Consider the following 570-nt stretch of genomic DNA (forward strand, 5'->3'; position numbering starts at 1 on the left):
CCGGCCTGCGCGACTACACCGCCACATACCCGTATGTCAAGGATGCCTGCGACCCGTACTACGGCGTGAAGGTGGCCGGCGGCTACTGGAACTCCGGCGAAGGCTCGTACTTCGTGCGCAAGAACGGCTGGTGGTACCTGTTCCTCTCCTACGGCTGGCTGGGCACGACCGGCGGCTACCAGATCCGCATCTTCCGTTCGAAGCATCTGACCGGCCCCTACGTGGACCAGAACGGCAACCCGGCGATCTGTGCCGGTGAGATCCCCGACAACCTGACGAAGGACACCGGCGTGCGGCTGACGTCGTCGGTGCTGTGGAGCGGCGGCCCCGACGGGATCGAGTCGGTCGAGGTCTCCCAGGGGCACAACTCGGTGCTGCATCGCCGTAGCGACGGACGCCTGTTCCTGACCTACCACACGCGGTTCATCGAACGCGAGGGCGAGGACTACGAGACGCATATCCGCGAACTGCTGCCGACCGAGGACGGCTGGCTGGTCGCCGCGCCATACGAATACCAGGGGCAGGTGGCCGTACCGCCGGCACAGTCGACGGTATTGGCGGGCGACTACG

General features: G+C 66.1%; 1 protein-coding gene. It reads left to right on the plus strand.

Annotation, left to right across the window (positions count from 1 at the left end):
• A partial coding sequence (locus B4C31_RS00845; protein ID WP_291530948.1) for a family 43 glycosylhydrolase occupies positions 1–570 on the plus strand: 570 nt, incomplete at both ends.

It is taken from the genome of Bifidobacterium sp. UBA4282 (genome assembly GCF_002394995.1).
Classification (GTDB): Bacteria; Actinomycetota; Actinomycetes; order Actinomycetales; family Bifidobacteriaceae; genus Bifidobacterium; species Bifidobacterium pullorum_B.